We start from the raw sequence: 20,780 nt of genomic DNA, 5'->3' as shown, positions 1-20,780 counted from the left end.
AGGGCTTTTTATAGGGTGGGAGGGCCCCCATAGAGGTCCTGAAATGTTTGATCGTGTTTTCATCAATGCCGTCGCCGCCGACGGCAGCCCCCTCTCCCTGGCCGTCACCGATGGCCGTATCGCTCGCCTCGACGCAAACCCTGGCCCCCTTGAAGGTGTAGAGCGCATCGACCTTGGCGGACACCTGGTGCTGCCCGGCTTTGTCGACGGCCATATCCACCTGGATAAAAGCTTTGTCGGCGACCGCTGGCACCCGCACCAACCCGTTGGCAGCCTGCGTGAACGTCTGGCCGTGGAAAAGCGCGAACTGGCCCTGGCGCCGCCGATTGTCGAACGCGCCGATGCCCTGATCCGCCAGGCGGTGTCGTTCGGCACCGTGGCGATGCGCTGCCATGTGGATGTCGATGCCTCCACAGGCCTGAGCAATCTGCATGCGGTGATGCACGCTCGGGAACAGTGGCGCGGCATCGTCGACATCGAGCTGGTGGCCTTCCCCCAGGCCGGGGTGATGTCGTGCCCGGGTACCGCCGACGTGCTTGAAGCGGCCATCACCGACGGCGCCGAAGTCATTGGCGGTATCGACCCCACCACGCTGGACGGTGACGCCGAGGGTCAATTGGACGTGGTGTTCGGGATTGCCGAACGCCGTGGCGTGAAGGTCGATATCCACCTGCATGAGCCTGGCCTGCAGGGCATCGAGCAATTGCAGCGCATCGCCGCACGCACCTGCGCAGTCGGCTTGCAGGGGCGCGTGAGCGTCAGCCATGCCTACGCCCTGGGTCAGGTGGAGCTGGACGTCGTGCAGCGCACGGCGGCAACGCTGGCCCAGGCCGGCATCTCGATCATGACCAACGCCCCGGGCGACCACCCCTTCCCGCCTGTACTGCAACTGCGTAATGCCGGGGTGAACGTGTTCACCGGCAACGACAACATCCAGGACGCCTGGTGGCCCTACGGCAACGCCGACATGCTCCAGCGCGCGATGCTCATCGGCTATCGCTCCGGCTTCTACAGCGACGAAGACCTGAATGTGGCACTGGCGATGGCCACTACCGCCAGCGCCACGGTCATGGACAAGCGCGACTACGGGCTGAAGGTCGGCAACGAGGCGACCTTCGTCATTATCAAGGCACCGAATGCAGCTGCAGCGGTTGCCGCCGCCCCCTCCGAGCGACGCCTGGTGCGCCGTGGTCAACTGTGCCCGGCGCCGGTCGGACTGCAGTTCGAGGTGCAACCGGCGCAGGCAATGGGTTCAGGTACCTGACTTCAGCCGACTGAATGCTCGGGTCAGCGCCCGGTTGAACGCCTTGCTGTTGTCGTTCTTGCTGTACAGCCGCGCCCGTACTTCGGCAGGCGGATAAGTGGCGGGCGCACTGCGGATCGCCGGGTCCACCAAGGCATCGGCGGCCGTAATGGCATTGGCGTACTGGATGTTGTCGGTGATCGGGGCGATCACCTCCGGGCGCATCAAGTAGTCCATCAAGGCCAGGGCCGCTTCAGGGTGCGGCGCGTCCTTGGGGATCACCAGCGCATCGAGCCAGATCAGTGTGCCTTCACGGGGAATGCTGAAGTTCAAGGTGACGGCCTTGCTGGCCTGTTGCGCCTGCTGCTGGGCAATGGCGACGTTGCCGTTCCAGGACATCGCCAAGCAGGTTTCGCCGTTGGCCAGGTCATTGATGTTGCGGTCGTTGTCAAAGTAGCGGATGTACGGGCGCACCTTCTGCAACAGGGCCTCGGCCTGCTGCAGGTCTTCAATGCGCTGCCGGTTGATGTCCAGGCCCAGGTAGCGCATGGCGGCAGCGAACACCTCGTTGGGGTCGTTGAGCAGACTTACCCCGCAACTGGCAAACTTCGACACCACCTCGGGCTCGAACAGCATCGCCCAGCTGTCGGTGGGTGCCGATGGCAGCCTGGCCTCCACGGCCTGCTGCTGGTAGCCCACGCCCGTGGTGCCCCAGGCGTAGGTGCCGGCATAACGGTTGCCGGGGTCGAACACCGCCATGTGCTGGCGGAACTCCTCGCCGACTCCGGCCAGGTGCGGCAACCGGGTCTTGTCCAGCGGCTGCAAAGCGCCGCTGCTGATCGCCCGCGACAAGTGCTGGCCGGCCGTCAGCACCAGGTCGTAGCCACTGCGGCCGGTGAGCAACTTGGTCTCTACGGTTTCCAGCGAATCGAAGTGATCGGCCACCACGCGGATGCCGGTGCTTTTTTCAAAGTTGGCCAGGGTGTCCGGGGCCAGGTACTCGCCCCAGATATACAGGTTGACCGTCGCTTGCCGGTTGTCGGCGGCCTGCGCCTGCGCACTGCATGCCAGCGCGAGGGCCAGACCACAGGCGCGCAGGTTCATGAGGCTTTTGCTCCTGAATATTGAGGCATGGTGATGCAGGCGACATTGCCACCGCCCAGGAGAATCTCGCGGGAATTTTCAATGCCGATGATGCGGTGGCCGGGGAACAGTTCAGCCAGTGTGGCCTGGGCGATGGTGTCGTTGCGATCGCCAAACAACGGCAGGACGATGGCCGAATTGCCGGCATAGTAGTTGATGTACGAGGCGCAGATTTTCGTACCGGCCTGGCGCAGGTGAGTGCCGTCGACCTGATCAAGCCCGGCCGCTTCCTCGGCCGTCCACTCCAGCACATCGGGCTGTGGCAGCTTGTGTACCTTGAGGGTGCGACCGCGGCTGTCGCGGGTGCTGCGCAGGATGTCGTAGGCCTCCTGGTAGATTTCCCACTGCGGGTCGTCGCGGTTGTCGGTCCATTGCAGCACCACTTCGCCGGGGCGCACGAAGCAGGCCAGGTCGTCGATGTGGCCATCGGTCTCGTCGAACTTGCAACCGCGTGGTAGCCAGATCACCTGCTCGGCGCCCAGGTAGTCCTGCAGGCGGCGGGTCACTTCCTCCTTGCCCAGGTGCGCGTTGCGGTTGCGGTTGAGCAGGCATTGTTCGGTGGTCAGCACGCTGCCCTGGCCGTCGCTCTGGATACCGCCCATCTCGGCGATCAGGGGCGCGCGGTAGCGGTCGAGGTGTTCGATTTCGAGGATCTTCTGGGCGATCTGGTCATCCTTGTCCCAGGGGTAGTACAAGCCGCCGTCGAGCCCGCCGTAGGCGTTGAACTCAAAATCGACACCGCGCACTTCGCCACTGGCATCGTTGACCACGAAGCAGGCGCCGCTGTCACGGAACCAGGTGTCGTTGCAAGTCATCTCCACCACCCGCACCTGAGGCGGCAGCAATCGCCGGGCGTTGGCGTACTGGGCCGCCGAGGCACACACGGTGACCGGCTCGCTGGAGGCAATGGCCGTGACGATCTCGACCCAGACCTTTTGCGCAGGCTTGGCGCCGTTGCGCCATACATCCGGACGTTCCGGCCAGCCGAGCCAGCAGCCGGCCTTGTGCTCGAATTCGCCGGGCAAGCGGAAACCATCGGCCTTGGGGGTAGTGGTGAGGGAACGAGCCATGAGCGACCTCTGTGTCGGGTGGGAGTAGCTGCACGCTACGCCGGCGCCGCCCGGGCTTCCAACGATGAAAACTTGCGGATTGATGAATTGAATTCAGGGGTCGGCTATTTGAGTGGTGAACCATTCGATGAAGTCGGCCACCGCCCCGCGCTCCAGGCGCAGGCGTTCGCACACCAGCGCATATTGGCCCTGGGCCGTGACACTGGCAGTGAACGGGCGCACCAGGCGGCCGCTGACCAGTTCGGCCTGGCAAGTCAGGTTATCGCCCATGGCCATGCCCTGCCCCAGCGCCGCGGCCTCCTGTGCCAGTGCTGCGTGGGGGAAATACAGCTGGCGTCCGGGTTGGGCGTCTTCGGCATGGGTGGCGAGCCAGGTAGTCCAGGTCTTGCCGTCCTGATCGTCATGCAGCAGGCAGTGACGCACCAGGTCGCGCGGACGCTTCAGCCCGCCGAGGTTGAAAAGCCCCGGGCTGCACACCGGGAAAAACTGCAGCAACGGCAAGGGTCGGACGAAGTGAGTGCTGGCATCCAGCGCACTGGTGCCATACGTAATGGCGATATCGATATTGGCAGCGGGAGCGCCGGCATCAATGGGCTGCTCGTGCAGGTGCAGGGTGATGTGCGGGTAGCGGTTGCTGAAATCGGCCAGCCGCGCCACCAGCCACTTTTGCGCAAGCTCGGTGGTGACCGCCAGGCGCAGCACGGCCTGGGACGCTGGGTCACGTAGTTCGTCGCACGCCTTGCCGATCAACTCGAACGCCTGCTGCACCTGCTGCAACAGTCGCCCCGCCTCGGCACTCAAGCGCACCTGACGGCCCTGGCGCACGAACAGCTCGACGCCCAGTTGTTCTTCAAGCTGGCGAATCTGATGGCTCACGGCACTGTCGGTGACACACAGCTCGGCGGCGGCACGCCCGAAATGACCGTGGCGGGCAGCACACTCGAACGTTCGCAGGGCAGTCAGTGATGGCAATCGACGCATGGGCAGGCTCCGGGATCGGCAGGCAGCATAGCGCAAGCCAATGGTCTAAAGCAGGCGCCCCAATGCTGGCAAAGTACTACCTGCTCCGCTAGCATGCCGCTGAATTGCCCGCCGGGGCCGCATGGAGAGCGTTACACGTGCTGTTGAGCATCCCGACCCTGATGCTGGTTGCCACTTTCATCTTTGCCTTGATGGGTGTACTGACCTTGCATGCCTGGCGCCACGGTGCACGCGAATGCACCCTGGGCTACCTGGGCCTGATGCTGTTGCTCGCAGCCCTTGGCGCGATCCTGCTGAGCCTGCGCGGCATGGGGCTGGATTTCATCGCCCTGGTGCTGGGCAACATCGTCCTGTTGCTGAGCGCCGCCTTCAACTGGACGGCCATGCGCGTGTTTGGCGGGCGCCCCGCGCATGTACCCGGAATCGTGGCCGGAGCGTTGCTCTGGATAGCCTGGAGCACTACCCCAGGCTTCTTTGACGAACTGACCCAACGGGTAATGCTGTATTCGCTGATGGTGGGCGGCTACAGCGCTCTGACGGTGTTCGAGTTGTGGCGCAACCGCAAGCGTATGGAAGTCTCCTACCTGCCCGCCTTGCTGCTGACGTTGATGCACACCAGTTTCTATGGCGTGCGAGCATTCTATGACCCGGGCATTTCCCTGGAGCATGCCATTTCTGGTGCTGGCACCACGGCAACTTTTTTCGCCTTCATGCTGTTCGAGTCCATGCTGTATGCCATCGGCATTGCCTATGTGACGCTGGCGATGGTGCGTGAGCGCACCGAGCTCAAGCTCAAGGCGGCGGCCTTCTCCGACCCGCTGACCGGTATCGGCAACCGTCGTGCGTTTCTGGCCCACGGCGCGCAATTGTTGGCCGATTGCACTCGCCGAGGTGAGCCGGTGGCGCTGCTTTTGTGCGATCTGGATCATTTCAAGCGGCTCAACGACAACTATGGGCACCAGACGGGCGACCAGGCGTTGATTGCCTTCAGCCGGGTGACCAGCCAGTGCATTCGTCGAGGTGATGTGTTCGGCCGTATTGGTGGCGAGGAGTTTGCCTGTTTGCTGGCCAACACCGATGAATCGGAAGCGTTGCGGGTGGCGCAGCGTATCTGCAGCCACTTTCATGCATTGCCGTTGCTGGAGCCAGGGTTGTTGAGTGTGAGTATCGGTATTGTCGGCAGTAGCGGCGGCCATGACCTGGCGCGGTTGCTGTCGATGGCCGACAGTGCGTTGTACCGGGCCAAGGATGAGGGGCGTAATCGGGTGGAGTTGTATGGTGAGGGTGGGCTTATGCCGCAGTGAGCTTGCCAAATGGGTGTCGTCAGAACTACTGCTCGCAGGGCAAGCCCGCGACTACCGGTTCGGCGCAGGCCCAAGAGCGGGCTTGCCCGGCGGTCGAAGGTTCAGCGGTACCGGCCTCATCGCGGGGCATCCCCACCCCTGCCGTTGGTATCCCGCGTCAGCCAGTCCAGCAACCACAAGCCGGCAGGCCCCGGCGGGGTCAATCGCGACCACGCCGCGTCCACGGCAATAGGTCGCGGCCAACCAGCCAGGGGCAATTCCACCAACTGCCCATGTCCATACTGCTGCACCAGCCCATGAGGCAGTTCGGCCCAGCCAAAACCCTCCTCGGTCATCTCCAGCAGCAACAGGTAATCCGGCGCCGACCACACCCGCCCCTGGGGCTTGTTCTCGCTGTCGGCCCAGGTGTTGAGGTACAGCTGGCGGTGGCTGGCAAGGTTGGCCTGGGTCAGGTTCTCAAGCCTCGCCAGCGGATGCTCGCGCGCAACGAAAATTCCCATCTGGGCATGCCCCGGCAAACGCCGCACGGCAATGTCCGGCGGATACTTCGATTGCGCCGCCAGCAACCCCACATGTGCCCGGCCGCTTTGCAGCAAGCTCAACACATCCCCCGCCTCGGCGATCATGCATTCGAGTTCGATGTCTTGATAACGCTGCTCGAACTGGCGCATCACGTGGTTGTCCGGGCTCAGTTGATACATGTCGGACAGCACGAGCGTCAGCCGCGGCTCGACGTTGTCGGCCAGGCGGATGCTCAGCTCGTCCAGCCGCTCGCTGGCGGCGAGGATTTCCTGCACATGCCCCAACACCTTGCGCCCTGCCTCGGTCAGCACCGGGTGGCGGGCCTGGCGATCAAACAGGCTGACGCCAAGATCGGCCTCAAGGTTGGCAATGGCGGCGCTGACGGTGGATTGGCTCTTGCGCAATTTGCGCGCTGCCGCCGAAAAGGACCCCAGGGCAACCGCTTCGACGAAGGCCTGCAACGCTTCAGGTGAGTAACGCATGGCTGTATCGCTTTTATCGATGGAATCCATTTTTAACATACGCAAAAAAGCGATGACAATCACCCCATCGAAATCAACCGTTCAGGTGCTGTCATGATTGCCTCCCATAAATCCTTTGCCGAGCGAATTGTTCATGCCGTGGGCTTCGAGGCCATTGCCGTGCTGATCTGTGCGCCTATCGGCAGCTGGTTGCTGAACCGCTCGATGCTGGAGGTCGGTACGCTGGCGGTAGTGCTCTCGACCGTGGCGATGCTCTGGAACATGCTTTACAACGCAGTGTTCGACCGTTTCTGGCCTGCTGACCGGGTGACCCGTACCGTCAAGGTCCGGGCCCTGCATGCCAGCGGTTTCGAGGTCGGCTTCGTGGTGATCGGCGTGCCGATTGCGGCGCTGATGCTCAATCTGTCGCTGTTGCAGGCGTTCACGCTGGAGATCGGCTTTTTCGTCTTCATGCTGCCCTACACCATGGCCTACAACTGGGCCTACGACCTGCTGCGCCAACGCCTGGTCAAAACCCGGACCGGAGTCCTGCAGGCGCAGTGAGCGGTTTGGCCGGTGGGCGCCTTTTGGTTTAGCCTGTTTAGCACACAGCTAAATGATGGCAGCCGGCGCCCATGAATATTCACGACATCCGCAAGACCAACCTGCTCCGGCTGATCGGCGTCCAGCGCAAGGCGACCTGCGCCGGACGTTGGGGCATCAGCCCGGCGCACTTGAGCCAGATTCTCTCGCAAAAAACCGAAAAGAACCTCGGTGACGAGGTGGCACGACGCATCGAGGCCGCCGAGGGCCTGGCGCCTGGCTGGATGGATGTGCTGCAGGACCAGGTGCCCACGCAGCCAGCCATCCCGATGCCACCTTCGCCAGGCTTTATCACCATCTCCCACCTCGACATTTGCGGCTCCATGGGCAGCGGTAATACACCACCCAGCCACATCGAGGTGATCCGCGACCTCACCGTGCACCAGGACTGGCTGCGCAGCCAGGGCATCAGCTATTCAAGCCTGGCCAACCTGGCAATCATCAGCGGCGAAGGCGACAGCATGGCTGGCACCTTCAACGACGGTGATGCACTGCTGGTGGACCGTGGCATCGATGAGGTGCGCACCGATGCCGTTTACGTCTTCAGCCTCGAAGGCGACTTGTTCGTCAAGCGCCTGCAGCGCCTGACGGGCGGCGGTTTGCGGATGATTTCCGATAACCCCCTGTACCCACCGCTGATGATCGAAGGCGCCGCCCTGGAGAAGCTGCATATCCAGGCACGGGTGCTGCTGGTGTGGAACGCGCGTCGCTTGTAAAACCCGATAGGGGTTGGATACGTGAAATTTATCTGGTAGTTTTTCATGAAAATATACCAATAAAAATTCACGAGACCCGCCATGTTCAAGCAATCCGCCCAGCATGTCGCCAGCTACTACGCCCGCACCTTCCCCACTGCCATCCCGCTGCGCGCCACCCTGCACGAGTCCCTCGACACCGAGGTGCTGGTGATCGGCGCCGGTTTCAGCGGCCTGCACACGGCGCTGCGCCTGGCCCTGGCCGGCAAGCGGGTGACGGTACTGGAAGCCAGCCGGGTAGCCTGGGCGGCATCGGGGCGTAATGGCGGGCAGGCATTGCTGGGCTGGTCGTGCGACATGCCGCCACTGGAAAAAGCCCTGGGCCATGAGCGTGCCCGCCGCCTGTGGGACAGCATGTGCTGGGCCGCCGGTGAAATGCGCGCCCTGCCCCAGCGCCACGGCTTTGATATCGACTACCGTCCCGGCAGCCTGTGGACCGCCGTACTGCCACGCCGGGTCGGGATGCTGCGTGAAGCCCAGCGCGAGGCCGTAGACAAGTGGGGTTACGACAAGCTACGCCTGATCGAGCGCGGCGAGTTACCCGACTGGATCGACAGCCCCCGCTACCAGGCCGCGCTGTATGACCCTGAGGGCGCCCATCTCAACCCGCTGAAACTGGCCCAGGGCCTGGCTGCTGCCATCGAGGCCGCCGGCGGGCGCCTGTACGAACAGACCCGGGTACTGGACTACCGCGAAACCGCAAAAGGCTATGTGGCCCGCACCGAACACGGCGAGGTGCGCAGCGACGTGCTGGTGCTGGCTTGCAACGCCTACATCGACGGCCTGGACCGGCAACTGTCGCGCCGCCTGCTACCGGTGGGCTCATACCAGGTGGCCACTGCACCCCTTGATCCGCAACTGGCCCACTCGTTGCTGCCGCGCAACAGCTGTGTGATCGACAACCAGTTCGTACCCGACTACTTTCGCCTGACCCCCGACCACCGACTGCTGTTTGGCGGCGGCTGCACCTACCTGGGCGGCATTCCACGAGATGTGGCCGCCGCTACCCGCCCGGTGCTGGAGCGCGCCTTCCCGCAACTGCGTGGCGTGGCCATCGAACACGCCTGGGGCGGGCACATCGACTGCAGCCTGCGGCGTACCCCGGATATCGGCCACAGTGGCCAACGCTACTGGTTGCAGGGCTTTTCCGGGCATGGCGTACTGCCGACCCTGGCCGGCGCCCGCGCCGTCAGCGATGCCATTCTCGGCGACACCGACTTGCTGGCGTTGTACCAGGCCATCGACAACGGCCGCTTCCCCGGCGGCGACGTGCTCGCCGCCCCGCTGGAAGCGGCAGCCAAGGCCTGGTACCGCCTGCGCGACAACCTTTGAGAGGACAGCACCATGGACATGCAGGATGAAATCGAAGGCCTGGCGATCCTGATCCGTGACCTGCGCAAGCACCGCAACCTGACCCTGGGCGAGCTGGCCCAGCGTATCGACCGCTCGGTGGGCTTTCTGTCCCAGGTCGAACGCGGCCTGTCGCGCCCCACCGTGGCCGACCTGACTGCCATCAGCGAAACCCTGGATGTGCCCACCACCTACTTCTACAACCTGAGCAAACCTCGGGAGCTGGACTGGGTCACCCGCCCCGGTGAGCGCCGCACCTTGTACTACGCCGGCGGCATTACCGACGTGCTGGTCTCGCCCAAGCTCACTGGCGGCTTCTCCATGCTCGAAAGCCACCTGGCGCCGGGTGCCAGCAGCGGTGAGGGCCACCTGGACGACAGCTCCGAGCAAGGCGGCTTCGTCCTCGAAGGGCAATTGAGCCTGTGGCTCGACGACAGCGAGGCACCCGTGACCCTGAACCCCAACGACAGCTTCCAGCTACCGCCACACAGCCAGTTCCGCTACGCCAACCTGACCGACCAACCGACCCGGGTACTCTGGGTATTTCGTTGAACAACGCTGCAGGATCGCAATCGATGACAACAACAAAAAGCTTTCCCGATCTGCTCACTGAAGTCCGTGAATTTCGCGCCCGATTCCCCGAGGTGCGCTATGTCGACCTGATCAGCCTGGACATTCCCGGGCATTTTTATGGCAAGCGCTACCCCATCGACATGCTCGAGAAAGTCGCCGCCGGCAGCCCCCTGAAACTGCCACAGAACTGCGTGCTGCTGGGCGTTCAGGGCGGGCTGTTCCCGATTGGCGACTACTGTTTCAACGACGGCGACCCCGATGCGCCGCGCCGCCTGATCCCTGGCACCCTCAAGCCGGTGCGCTGGGAAAACCAGCCCCTGGGGCAGATGCTGATCAGTTCCGATGGCACCCCCGCGCCCATCGAGTTCGAGCCCCGGGAAGTACTCGCCCGGGTGCTGCAGCGCCTTGAGCAGCGCGGCATTCGCCCAGTGGTAGCGTTCGAGCTCGAGTTCTACCTGTTCGACCGCAGCCTCAAGGACGGCCTGCCGCAGTTCCCTCGCGACCCGTTCAGCGATGACGCCGACGATCAACCGAACATGCATATCGAGCGCCTGTCGCGCTATTCCGACGTACTGCGCGAGATGGTCGAGGCAGCCAATGAGCAAGGCGTGGACGCCAACGTGATTACCGCAGAGCTTGGCCCTGGCCAGTTCGAGATCAACTTCGGTCATTGCGACGACGGTCTTCGTGCCGCCGACTGGGCGGCCCTGTTCTGCCGCAGCACCCGTGGCGTGGCGCTCAAGCACGGCATGCGTGCAAGCTTCATGAGCAAACCTTACCTGCAGGCTCCGGGCAGCGGCATGCACGTGCATGTCAGCCTGTACGACCGGGATGGCAACAACCTGCTGGCCGCCAATGACCAACAACCCTTGCGCCATGCCGTGGCGGGCTGCCTGGAACTGCTGCCGCACTGCATGCCGATCTTCGCCGCCAACCACAACGCCATGCGCCGCTACGGTGCCATGGTCAACGCTGCCAGCCGCGCCAGCTGGGGTTACGAAGACCGTGATGCGTGCATCCGCATTCCCGAGTCCGACCCGCGCAACCTGCGTATCGAGCATCGCCTGGCCGGCGCCGACGCCAATCCGTACCTGGTCCTGGCAGCCATCCTGTGTGGCATGGAGCACGGGCTGGACGCCGGCCGTGAGCCGATTGCCCCGCTCAATGAAGACCGCGCCAGTGGCATCGACTTCCCCAAGGACATGCTCACCGCCGTCAGCGCCATGCGCCAGCATCCGGCGGTCAATGAAGGCTTGGGCAGCGAGTTCGTGATGGTGTATTGCGAGAACAAGCGCCAGGACCACCTGGCCTTTTTGCATGACATCAGTGCGCGGGAGTATCGGTGGTTTCTTTGAAGACCCTGCCGCTTTCGTAGCCGCTGCCGCCAGGCCGCGATCGACCGCAAAGCGGTCCTAGACGGTAGATGGCGACTGCTACGCAGTCGATCGCAGCCTGGCGGCAGCGGCTACGTGGTGGTACGGATACCTATCACGGCTAAATTAATTTAGCTTTATGCATTGACGCATATTTAGCTTGAAGCTAGTTTTATGCCTGAGCGCGACGCATTCTGTCGCGCATTCAGGAGTAAAAACCATGTCCGTAAACATCAACACCCTCACCATCACCCTCCCCGTTCCCAAATCCGTCACCGATCCCGTCGCCCTGGAGCTCACCGGCGTCCAGGCCCTGGAACGCTACCCGGCAGTACTCGCCACCCTCGCCGACGGTTCGGTACGCTTCACTGCGCCCACCAAAGGCGCCTCCAGCAAAAGCACTCACCGTACCCGCTGCGAATGGAAAGAACCGCTCTACTGGCCCCTCGACAGTGCCGACCTGCACCGCAACCATCAGGTCATGACCCTGACCCGGGTCAACCACGCACAAAAGGTGGTGATCTCGCAGTTGCACGTCAAAAACGACGACAGCCCCGCGCTCAAGGTGTTCTGGAACAAGGGCAATATCAGCTACGGCTTTCGCCAAAGCTTCAACCAGGCGGCGCCCGCCAGCATCACGCTATTGAACAACGTGCCTTTGGGGGCAGCTTTTACGGTGACGCTGGAACTGACCGGAAAAGGTGCCCTGACCCTCACGGCCCGGTGCAATGGGCTGAGCGCCAGCACCGGCGTGCTGCAAATGGACAGCAGCTGGAATGCGCGCACCTTCAACTTCCATGGCGGGGTCTACAACCAGGTCGACTACACCAGCTCGACCGCCTCCGACGACGCCTCGGTGTGCATCCTCAGCACCCTGCAACTACGCCACGTCTAAGGCCCGCCGCGTTCACGCGCTGACGTTGAAGCACAGGCACACGCGGGTGCCTTCCTGTTCGCGGCTGTCGAGCTGAACCTCTCCGCCGAACCGCTCCATGATCTGCCGGACCATGATCAGGCCGATGCCCAGCCCGCCTTGCTTGGTGGTATAGAACGACTTGAAGGCCGCCATTTCCTGCTGTCGTGTCATGCCTTTGCCGGTGTCGTTGATGAACAGATAAACCGTGTGCCCGTCGGCAGACAGGGAGGTCGCCATGTGCAAGCGGCCGCCTTCGGGCATCGCCTCGATGGCATTGGCGATAATGCTGTTCAGCACCTGCGCCAGCAGCAACGGGTGGCTGACTACCAGGGGCACGGGCACAAGATCAAAGCTCGGCTGGATTCTCGACCGCTCGATTTGCTGTTCAAAACCCTTCAATGTGCCTCGCACCGCATCGATCAGCTCGACCTGCTCTGATTCGCCGCGCAGCGGTCGCAGACACAGCAACAGGTCCCGTACCCAGATCGACATGCGGTCGACCTGGCTGACGATGTCGTCGATGTACTTGCCCGCCGGCTGCCCTGGCAGACCCTGGGCAAGTTCGGCACTGGTGCGGATGCTCGCCAGTGGGTTGCGCATACTGTGTGCCACGGCGGTCGACATCTCGACCAGCCCGCCGTAGGTCTTGTTGGCCACCAGTTGGTCTTGCTGCGAGGCCAACAGTTTGGAAGCGCGCCAGACAATCCAGAACAACCCTACGTAAATGGCCAGGCCGCCAAGCGCGGTGGCCATCCAGATCAGACGAAAGCCGCGGTTGACCCGCTCGATCAGGTCCACCGGCTCTTTATAGATCTCGACCATGGCCAACACATTGCCTTGCTCATCGTGGAGCGGAATGTAGTTTTCGATGAAGAACGCCCGGGGTGGTTGCATGAACTGCTGGTCAAGCCGTTGCTGCTGGACCTCGTTGTATTTGGCCGACACCTGGCCCCGGGTCGTGAATGCCGCCTCAAGGGCCGGATCATCAATGATCTTGCGCCCTATCAACGCAGGATTGGTCGACCACACCACCACCCGCCGGGGCGAGTAAATGGTGGCCAGCAGCGAATCGGGAAGGTGGGCAAGGTGATCGAGGAACTCCGAGCGCGCCCGTGCCCGGTTACTCAGGGTTTGCTCGTTCAACATGGCATACATCGGCGACACCAGGATGGCGCCCATCTGCATGCCGGTCAGATCGTGATGGCGAATTTCGCCGACGGCCACCGCCTGGATAAACTGGGCCGACAGCAACGCATCGCGCTCCAGGCTTTCGTTCATCAAGAAGCGCGTCGACAGTGAGCCCAGGCCAATAGCCACGGCGCCAATGATGATAAAACTGATCACCGAGAACCAGCGCAGCAGGTTGAACTGCCCCAGGGCTGTAGTGGGCGTGAATGCTCGAAACGGCAGGTGCTTGAACCAGGATGACGCTGCATTCATGGAATCGGCTCGCCAACTGTAACGGCAATGATCGTGCGTTGTGGCTGACGTTGGCCAAGCCCGTACCCACCTTTTTCCTACACTCTAGCTGGACATCATTTGGCCTGCATCGAACCCGGAAAAGAAACCGCGCGCGCTCTATTTTGCCCCTGTCGCCATTGCCGAAGGTATGCTGTCGAGCGCACACTTTTGCCCTTCGCATTGCCCACCAGGAGGTTCGTCACATGAGCAAGGCACCCTATGCTCCCCCCAAGGTCTGGCGACACGAGGCGCCCAATGGCGGCGAATTCGCCAACATCAACCGCCCCGTCGCAGGCCCCACCCACGACAAGGCCCTGCCGATGGGCAAGCATCCGTTGCAGCTGTATTCGATGGCGACCCCCAATGGCGTGAAGGTCACCATCCTGCTCGAAGAGCTGCTGGCACTGGGGCACACCGCGGCCGACTACGATGCCTGGCTGATTCGTATCGGCGAGGGCGACCAGTTTTCCAGCGGCTTTGTTGCCGTCAACCCGAACTCGAAGATCCCCGCCCTGCTGGACCGCAGTGAAAACCCGCCCATCCGCGTATTTGAGTCCGGCTCGATCCTGCTTTACCTGGCAGAGAAGTTCGGCAGCTTCCTGCCCAAGGACCTGGCCGGGCGCACCGAAACCCTGAACTGGCTGTTCTGGCAAATGGGCGCCGCTCCTTATCTGGGCGGTGGTTTCGGGCATTTCTATGCCTACGCCCCGGAAAAATTCGAATACCCGATCAACCGCTTCACCATGGAAGCCAAGCGCCAGTTGGACGTGCTCGACCGCCGCCTGGCCGAAAGCCCCTACCTTGCCGGCGACAGCTACACCATTGCCGATATTGCCGTGTGGGCCTGGTATGGCCAACTGGCGCTGGGCAACGTGTACTCGGCAGCCGAGTTCTTGAGCGTGCATGAATACACCCATGTCCAACGCTGGGCACAGGAGATCGCCAAACGACCTGCGGTTGTCCGTGGCTTGCGCGTCAACCGAACCTGGGGAGACGAAGCCAGCCAGGTGCCAGAGCGGCATCACGCAGCAGACCTGGACTAGCCCCTTGGCATCGGAGAACACCACTCGGCAGCAGGTCGTCAGGCTCATTCGCCATGGCGAAAGCGCGGCCAACATCGGAGCGGCCACTGACGACCCTGCGCTCATTCCCTTGACCGAACAGGGCGTGGAGCAAGCCCGGCGCGTTGCCCAGACATTCCTGAAGGCCCCCGGGCTGATCGTGACGTCGCCCTTCATCAGGGCGCATTGCACGGCGCAAGCCACCGCGGGCCTGTTTCCCGAGACGGCAGTCCAGGTGTGGCCGATTCACGAGTTCACCTACCTGGAGCCCAGCCGCTGCGCAAACACCACGGCCCAGGAGCGCCGTGCCTGGGTGCAAGCGTATTGGCGCACAGCCGACCCCGTCTACCGCGATGGCCCCGGCGCAGAAACGTTCAGGGAGTTCACCCAGCGTGCCCGGGATTTTCTTGATGCACTGGGAAGCTGCCCCCGCGACGTCGCCGTGTTTTCCCATGGACAGTTCATCAATGCCGTTGCCTGGTTGCTTGAGGGCAAGGCTGAATCTGTTGCGCAGGGGTGCATGCTCGACTATCGGGCGTATGAATTGTCGAACCCTGTGGCCAATTGCTCGGGTTACCAGATCCACAGGACAACAAACGGCAGCGACTGGCAGCTTGGAAGGCAACGCGAGCGTTTGGCTGCCTGCTAGGCTATCCCTTACTTCAGGAGGACCAGGCCATGTCTACCAACAACCTCATCCCTTCGATTATCTTCAAGCTCAACGAGAATCAGCTCGCCATCGCCGAAGCGGTCGAGGAACTCTCCAACCGGATCGAACAGCTACACGGCCCTGCCGATGGCTCGATCAAAATACGCAACGCCTTGGCCAAGCTGGACGACAACCTGGAGTTCATCACCCGTGGCGTTGCAAAATTGATGAATGATTGAGGCCTGGAAAGCCTGGAGGACTGCCCATGGTTTCAGACAAACGCACCCTATCGCTGCTCTCCCGACTTGCAGATGCCCAACTGGCCCTGGCCACCAGCATGAGGGGCGTATCCCCGAGCACTGAAGGCTATCCGGGGCCTGCACTGCTGCATATCGCCGAAGCCATGGAGAACATCGAAGCCGCGCTGGTCGAGATCAAAGCGTCGACCGACGCGATGCATTCGCCTGCGGTGAAAAGCAACCTACACTGAACGTGCTGGGCTTTTCCCCTTTTTCCGCCCGGCATCAGCCCGCTTCGGCGGGCTTTTTGTTGTGCTGCTTGTTGGCATGCAGTGAACCGCCACACCCGCCCGCCGCATCAGTTTATTCAGTTCCGATCTAAACATCAGAAAATGTAGAATTTTTCTACCTTTCGTTCCATGCCACTTTACACGGCAAGAAAATGGACCATAGGAAACCTCTATTGTTCGTTGCCGGGTGGTACACGCACTCCATTCGGCGCCGGACGTACCGAGACCCGGATGTCTCTCGCCTGGGAAGGCCGCGTTAGCCCCGGTGTCTTGAGTGATGTGTCATCACCCTTGAACAGTAGGAGATAACAATAATGATCAACACTCTGAAATTCGCAGCGCTGGCAACGGGGATCATGGCTGCCAGTCATGGCCTGGCGGCCGACCTCACCATTGTCTCCTTCGGGGGCGCCAACAAAGAGGCTCAGGTCAAGGCCTTCTACAAACCCTGGCAGCAGGCCAGCGGCAGCACGATCATTTCTGGGGAATACAACGGTGAAATGGCCAAGGTCAAAGCCATGGTCGATACGCGCAGCGTCTCGTGGGACGCAGTGGAGGTTGAATCCGCCGAGCTTGCCCGTGGCTGTGACGAAGGCATGTTCGAGACACTCGACCCCGCCCAGATCGGCCTCGACACCGAACACTTCGTCCCCGGCGCTATCCAGCCCTGCGGCATCGGCTTCCTGGTGTACTCGACCGTACTGGCCTACAACGCCAGCAAATTGAAAGAAACACCTACCGGCTGGAAAGACTTTTGGGACGTCGAACGATTCCCGGGCAAGCGCGGCTTGCGCAAGCTGGCCAAGTCGACCCTGGAATTCGCCCTGATCGCCGATGGTGTTGCACCGGCAGAGGTCTACACATTGCTGGCGACCGAGGCCGGGCAAGACCGCGCCTTCGCCAAACTGGACCAGATCAAGCCGCACATCCAGTGGTGGGAGGCGGGTGCGCAGCCTCCGCAGTACCTTGCTGCCGGCGACGTGGTCATGAGTTCGGTCTACAACGGTCGCCTCTCGGCCGAGCAGCGCAAAACCTATGACCTGAAGATCGTCTGGTCGGGCGGGCTCTACGAGTTCGACTCATGGGCGATACCGCGCGGCGCCTCCAGCCAGGAAAAAACCCGCGAGTTCATCGCCTTCTCGCTGGAACCGACGCAACAGAAAAGCTTCGCCGAGGCCATCGACTACGGCGCTGCCAACCTGCAGGCCATGGAGCTGCTCGACAAGGCGCGTATCGCCGAACTGCCCACCGCACCCGAGAACCTTGCCCAGCAGATTCCAGTCGATGCGCTGTTCTGGGCGGACCACGGTGAGCACCTGGAGCAACGCTTCAATGCCTGGGCTTCACGCTGATGCGCTGAACGGTGATTCATGATCGAAATCCAGCCCGCCTCTGCGCGGGCTCTTTTATGCCCATCAGCATTCGAACTTGTAATACTCGCCGCCTCTGATCCCCACCATTCTTGGAACCCGGATCTCCACCCTGAACAGGTTGCGGACCAGCTCGTTCAAGTCGCCTTCCGACCGGAAGCCCAGCAGGATCATCCTGTCTTTTTCTGCAAGTAGCCTGGCGACAGAAATCACCGACAGTGCCAGCGCGGGCAATGACTTGCGCCCATAAAAACAGATCGATCGCCGGGTATAGGCCCGCCCCTTTATCAATGTCTTCGCCTCTTCACTAATCCCCGGCAGCCTGCACGGCGGAACATTCATTATAAGTTGATCAAACAGCACCATGGAGGCCGATGAAAAAACGGGGTGTTGAAACGCAACCTTATAGACAGTGCTACCGAATCGGCTGCCCTTGCCATTGACGACACTTTTCTTGGGCGATACACCGCATTCCAAAGAGAAAAAGACATTATCATCATTGGCCAGACCCACAATATCGCTGTGGCACGTATGCTCTACCGCCAGGGCCACATTACCCTCAATCAACTTACGCCTTGAATACAAGACCAAGTCGCCTTGAGCATTGACGACTGCTGGACTGTTGGTGGAGTGACACGCATAGAAACTTGACCGCATGAAGGCATCAAAAAAAAGCGATTCTTCGCAGTCCAGCGGGCCAAGGGCCTTTAAAAGCGAGCCGTAGTTATTATTTGCCAAATCACTGAAGTCGCTTAGCCCATTTCCAAACCTGACCCCTGGAATCAATACGGCGAGAAAATCCAGCGCCGAGTGATTAGTGATGAAATTCTGATACCACAGGGCACCTTCCTTAATCATTGCATTGTTGATTTTTTTTGCCCTGTTACGCCTGAATTTCTCCTTGAGCCACTCACCCGCCCAGCGTTCTTTATCAGATAACACCTTCATCCATCCCTGTGCGCATGAAGGCCAAATCTTTATATCTCCATCCTCGGCTGTCTATCCGCACCTTGTAACAATGCAGAATATAGGACGATTCCTAATACATGTTGCAACGTCCGTCCCAGGCAGCGTTGCCGGAGTTCAAGGCAGGGGAAAGCCTACTCACTCCCAGACCGCTCATGAATTTCCCGGATCGTTTTCACATTGCTTGGTACCATTGAGCATACTTATGTGAAGCTTTGATGATTGGAAGGATTTTTGTGAACGTCATCCGCCACCTGCTACGGCATCCTTATGCGCGCCTTGTGGCCCTGACCGGGCTGGTGCTGGTCATCCCCGTGTGCCTGCGCGTGGCACTGGGTTGGTCCAGCTCGCTCGGATTTGTCTCAGACCTGGGGATTGCCAGCCTGCTCATCGTGCTCCTGCAGGGTCGTCCCTGGTGGCAATCGCTGCCGGTGTTGCTGGCATGGGGGTTGATGACGCTGGGTACGGTCGAACTGGTCAGCGCCGTGGGCCGGCTTCCAACGGTTTCGGACCTCCACTACCTCATCGACCCTCAGTTCCTCGAAAACTCCAGCGGCGGTGGTTTCGCTCAACCCTGGTTCGCTGCGACCCTCCTGCTCGGGCTGGTGATCTGGCTGACGACACATTGGCTTGGGCGCTCCACCCCCTCGCCGCGCTTGCCGCGCCGCGCGTGGGCAGCGCCACTACTCCTGCTGCTTGGCCATTGGGGCGCCCAGCATCTGCACCCCACTGATGCAGACCAGTGGTATGTGTACAACCTGCCTCATCAGTTGCTGGCCGCCAGCGTTGGCGACGTGCAAATACGCGCGGCAGAATGGCTGGAGGGCGACGTTGTCGACGTCGTGCCGAACATGGCGGGCCTCACCCAGCTGGATCTGGATGGCCACAAACTGCTCGCGGCACCGGGAACCGCTCGCAACGTGCTGATCATCGCGCTGGAAGGCATTCCCGGCGCCTACATCGGGGTCAATCGCCAGGCCTTGCACAGCAGTTACGAAGAAAACCTCATGCCCAATCTCAGTCGCTGGGCAGAACGCGGCATGAACACCCCTGACTATGTGCTGCACAGCCACCAGACCATTCGCGGCTTGTATGCAATGCTCTGCGGCGATTACGACAAGCTCGACAATGGCACCCCCAAAGGGGTCGAGATGCTGACCCAGAATGAGCGCAACCAGGCGTGCCTGCCCGCCCAGCTGCGCCAGAACGGCTTTGCCACACACTATCTGCAGGGCGCCGGCCTGCGCTTCATGGCCAAAGACAAGATCATGCCGCACATCGGCTTCGACACGACCCTGGGGCTTGAATGGTTCACCAACAGCAACTACCTGGAGTTCCCGTGGGGCAAGGATGACAAGGCGTTCTTCGAAGGTGCCCTGGACTACGTCGGCCAGCTGAAAAAGCAAAAGCAGCCCTGGATGCTGACCCTGCTGACCGTCGGCACCCACCAGCCCTATTCGGCGCCTGATGACTACCTGCAACGCTACGACACCCCCAAGCAGGCCGCCGTTGCCTATCTGGACGATGCCCTGGGCGCGTTTCTCTCCGGCCTGGAAAACCAGGGCGTGCTGCAAGACACCCTGGTGGTCATTACCTCGGACGAATCCCACGGCATCGAGGGTGTTCGGTTGGCTTCTTCATGGGGTTTCAACCTGATGCTCGCACCCGAGCAGCATCAACTGCCCCATGTGAAAACCGGGGTGTACGGCCATGTCGACCTGAGCACGTCGATTCTCGACTATTTCGCCCTGCCGGTCCCCACCGCCTTGAGCGGTCGCTCCCTGTTCCGCGACTATGTGACAGGCCGCGAGATCATGTCGTATACCAATGGCAAGCTGCGCTACCACGATGGCCAGGGCACCTTTGCCGAATGCGACTTCCAGCAGCGCTGCCAGCAGTACGCAAGCGACGGGTTTGTCGCCGAACGCAAGACCCTGATTGGCCAGTACGGTGGCTCGCGCGCCCGGCAAGTCACGGCGCGAGCCACCGCCCTGGATCGTTCGCTTCTGCGCACGCCGCTGAACCAGCACTACCAGTTCGGCAGCCCCGCCATCATCCCGCTCCAGGCGCAAATCAAGGATGACTGGGCCGACAACCTGATCGGCGCCCAGTACCTGGAAATGCCCAAGGGTTCACAGACGCGAGTACGCCTGACCGTGCGCTCGGTAGACCCGCAACAGAACGCCTACATCCTGCTCAAGGCCAAGGAGCTGGAACAGGATGTGCCGCTGGGCCTGCCCGCAGAAATGCTGGTAACCGCCGACAAACCGCTGGAGATGGATTTCAGTTTCGACAACCCGCAATCGCGCAAGGCGTTCTCTTTCCATCTGCTCGGCTATGGGCTGGGCGCCGTCGAGGTCAGTGATTTCAGCGTGATCACCGAATCGACCGGACAACCCGAGAACGTGGACGAGCTCTCCGAGGAACGCAGTGTCCACTCCAGTTGATTG

20 protein-coding genes are annotated in these 20,780 nt (G+C 61.7%); 14 read left to right on the top strand and 6 right to left on the bottom strand.

All coding sequences use genetic code 11. The annotated features are described in order from the left end of the window. Window positions 1–43: 43 nt before the first annotated feature. Entirely contained in the window at window positions 44–1,264 is a 1,221-nt protein-coding gene (locus H621_RS27140) for an amidohydrolase family protein (protein WP_084167966.1), read from the top strand. On the opposite strand, the gene H621_RS0115560 is transcribed toward H621_RS27140, so the two are convergent. From H621_RS0115560 to H621_RS0115550, 3 genes are all read right to left on the bottom strand, one after another. Next, window positions 1,253–2,347 (bottom strand): extracellular solute-binding protein, encoded by a 1,095-nt coding sequence (locus tag H621_RS0115560; RefSeq protein ID WP_028944300.1) that lies wholly within the window; start codon window positions 2,345–2,347, stop codon window positions 1,253–1,255. The genes H621_RS27140 and H621_RS0115560 overlap by 12 nt on opposite strands. Then, window positions 2,344–3,456 (bottom strand): agmatine deiminase, encoded by a 1,113-nt coding sequence (aguA, locus tag H621_RS0115555; protein ID WP_028944299.1) that lies wholly within the window; start codon window positions 3,454–3,456, stop codon window positions 2,344–2,346. The genes H621_RS0115560 and aguA overlap by 4 nt, the downstream gene beginning before the upstream one ends. 93 nt (window positions 3,457–3,549) lie before the next feature. Next, the gene (locus H621_RS0115550) at window positions 3,550–4,437 is read right to left on the bottom strand and encodes a LysR substrate-binding domain-containing protein (RefSeq protein WP_028944298.1); all 888 of its coding nucleotides are present in this window, start codon (window positions 4,435–4,437) and stop codon (window positions 3,550–3,552) included. A 137-nt stretch (window positions 4,438–4,574) separates the two neighbouring features. On the opposite strand from H621_RS0115550, the gene H621_RS0115545 reads away from it, so the two are divergent. Beyond that, complete coding sequence (locus tag H621_RS0115545; protein WP_028944297.1) at window positions 4,575–5,741, top strand: GGDEF domain-containing protein; 1,167 nt, start codon at window positions 4,575–4,577, stop codon at window positions 5,739–5,741. Between the two features lie 116 nt (window positions 5,742–5,857). Here H621_RS0115545 and H621_RS0115540 read toward each other — a convergent pair whose 3' ends face one another. Next, window positions 5,858–6,745, bottom strand: coding sequence for a LysR family transcriptional regulator (locus H621_RS0115540; RefSeq protein WP_028944296.1), 888 nt, complete (start codon window positions 6,743–6,745; stop codon window positions 5,858–5,860). Window positions 6,746–6,838: 93 nt separating this feature from the next. Here H621_RS0115540 and H621_RS0115535 point away from each other — a divergent pair, with 93 nt between their 5' ends. From H621_RS0115535 to H621_RS0115510, 6 genes are all read left to right on the top strand, one after another. Next, window positions 6,839–7,288 (top strand): multidrug/biocide efflux PACE transporter, encoded by a 450-nt coding sequence (locus H621_RS0115535; protein ID WP_028944295.1) that lies wholly within the window; start codon window positions 6,839–6,841, stop codon window positions 7,286–7,288. 71 nt (window positions 7,289–7,359) lie between these two features. After that, window positions 7,360–8,043, top strand: coding sequence for a S24 family peptidase (locus tag H621_RS0115530; protein WP_028944294.1), 684 nt, complete (start codon window positions 7,360–7,362; stop codon window positions 8,041–8,043). An 81-nt stretch (window positions 8,044–8,124) separates the two neighbouring features. Continuing rightward, window positions 8,125–9,414, top strand: a complete 1,290-nt coding sequence (locus H621_RS0115525; RefSeq protein ID WP_028944293.1) for an NAD(P)/FAD-dependent oxidoreductase — start codon at window positions 8,125–8,127, stop codon at window positions 9,412–9,414. Window positions 9,415–9,426: 12 nt separating this feature from the next. Further along, entirely contained in the window at window positions 9,427–9,984 is a 558-nt protein-coding gene (locus H621_RS0115520; protein ID WP_028944292.1) for a helix-turn-helix domain-containing protein, read from the top strand. Window positions 9,985–10,007: 23 nt separating this feature from the next. Then, the gene (locus H621_RS0115515; RefSeq protein ID WP_028944291.1) at window positions 10,008–11,360 is read left to right on the top strand and encodes a glutamine synthetase family protein; all 1,353 of its coding nucleotides are present in this window, start codon (window positions 10,008–10,010) and stop codon (window positions 11,358–11,360) included. 238 nt (window positions 11,361–11,598) lie between these two features. Then, window positions 11,599–12,273: a polysaccharide lyase family 7 protein gene (locus H621_RS0115510; protein ID WP_028944290.1), complete on the top strand. Its 675-nt coding sequence runs from the start codon at window positions 11,599–11,601 to the stop codon at window positions 12,271–12,273. 12 nt (window positions 12,274–12,285) lie between these two features. Here the strand turns inward: H621_RS0115510 and H621_RS0115505 are convergent, their stop codons facing one another. Beyond that, complete coding sequence (locus H621_RS0115505) at window positions 12,286–13,734, bottom strand: sensor histidine kinase (RefSeq protein WP_028944289.1); 1,449 nt, start codon at window positions 13,732–13,734, stop codon at window positions 12,286–12,288. A 224-nt stretch (window positions 13,735–13,958) separates the two neighbouring features. Between H621_RS0115505 and yghU the strand changes: the two genes are divergently transcribed. The 5 genes from yghU (at window position 13,959) to H621_RS0115480 (ending at window position 17,346) form a co-directional block, all read left to right on the top strand. Continuing rightward, window positions 13,959–14,798, top strand: a complete 840-nt coding sequence (gene yghU, locus H621_RS0115500; protein WP_028944288.1) for a glutathione-dependent disulfide-bond oxidoreductase — start codon at window positions 13,959–13,961, stop codon at window positions 14,796–14,798. Window positions 14,799–14,802: 4 nt separating this feature from the next. Beyond that, on the top strand, window positions 14,803–15,465 hold the full coding sequence (locus tag H621_RS0115495) for a phosphoglycerate mutase family protein (protein WP_245219077.1): 663 nt from the start codon (window positions 14,803–14,805) through the stop codon (window positions 15,463–15,465). Between the two features lie 29 nt (window positions 15,466–15,494). Next, window positions 15,495–15,704 carry a hypothetical protein gene (locus H621_RS0115490; protein ID WP_028944286.1) on the top strand — a complete coding sequence of 70 codons (210 nt, stop codon included), beginning with the start codon at window positions 15,495–15,497 and terminating at the stop codon, window positions 15,702–15,704. 26 nt (window positions 15,705–15,730) lie between these two features. Next, the gene (locus H621_RS0115485) at window positions 15,731–15,955 is read left to right on the top strand and encodes a hypothetical protein (RefSeq protein WP_028944285.1); all 225 of its coding nucleotides are present in this window, start codon (window positions 15,731–15,733) and stop codon (window positions 15,953–15,955) included. Window positions 15,956–16,308: 353 nt separating this feature from the next. After that, a complete protein-coding gene (locus tag H621_RS0115480) occupies window positions 16,309–17,346 on the top strand; it encodes an ABC transporter substrate-binding protein (RefSeq protein WP_028944284.1) in 1,038 nt (345 codons plus the stop codon). Between the two features lie 63 nt (window positions 17,347–17,409). Here the strand turns inward: H621_RS0115480 and H621_RS0115475 are convergent, their stop codons facing one another. Next, window positions 17,410–18,306 (bottom strand): hypothetical protein, encoded by an 897-nt coding sequence (locus H621_RS0115475; protein ID WP_156905615.1) that lies wholly within the window; start codon window positions 18,304–18,306, stop codon window positions 17,410–17,412. 242 nt (window positions 18,307–18,548) lie between these two features. On the opposite strand from H621_RS0115475, the gene H621_RS0115470 reads away from it, so the two are divergent. Beyond that, complete coding sequence (locus H621_RS0115470; RefSeq protein WP_425337424.1) at window positions 18,549–20,777, top strand: LTA synthase family protein; 2,229 nt, start codon at window positions 18,549–18,551, stop codon at window positions 20,775–20,777. Window positions 20,778–20,780 lie beyond the last annotated feature (3 nt).

Source organism: Pseudomonas vranovensis DSM 16006, assembly GCF_000425805.1.
Taxonomy (GTDB): domain Bacteria; phylum Pseudomonadota; class Gammaproteobacteria; order Pseudomonadales; family Pseudomonadaceae; genus Aquipseudomonas; species Aquipseudomonas vranovensis.
This window is presented reverse-complemented; position numbering and strand designations above follow the sequence as displayed.